Genomic DNA, 514 nt, shown 5'->3' on the forward strand with positions numbered 1-514 from the left:
ATATAGTGCTGATGCTACTCGTTGGTATATGATCAGCAATGCTGCTCCTTGGGACAACTTAAAGTTCAACATGGAAGGATTGGATGAGGTACGCCGTAAGTTCTTCGGTACGCTATACAATACCTATGCATTTTTTGCACTTTATGCCAACATTGATAAGTTCTCCTATGCGGAACCAGATATTGCATTGGAAAACCGTCCTGAAATTGACCGCTGGATTATCTCGTTACTAAATTCACTAACGAAAGAAGTGGATGAATATCTGGCGGATTACGAACCGACGAAAGCCGCACGTGCAATCCAAAACTTTGTGGACGAACACTTGAGTAACTGGTACGTTCGTTTGTGCCGTCGTCGTTTCTGGAAAGGAGAATATACCGAAGATAAGATTTCTGCATATCAGACATTATACACTTGTCTGGATACCATTGCGAAATTAATGTCACCAATATCGCCATTCTTCTCGGATAGACTATTCCTGGATTTGAATACTGCGACCAATAAGGAACAAGTG

Annotated in this window: 1 protein-coding gene; it reads left to right on the forward strand. The window is 41.6% G+C overall.

Going from position 1 to position 514, the window contains the following annotated elements; genetic code table 11:
* A partial coding sequence (locus tag LC419_RS23635) for a class I tRNA ligase family protein (protein WP_223609652.1) occupies positions 1-514 on the forward strand: 514 nt, incomplete at both ends.

The organism is Chryseobacterium sp. OSA05B (assembly GCF_019970065.1).
In the GTDB taxonomy this organism is placed as follows: domain Bacteria; phylum Bacteroidota; class Bacteroidia; order Flavobacteriales; family Weeksellaceae; genus Chryseobacterium.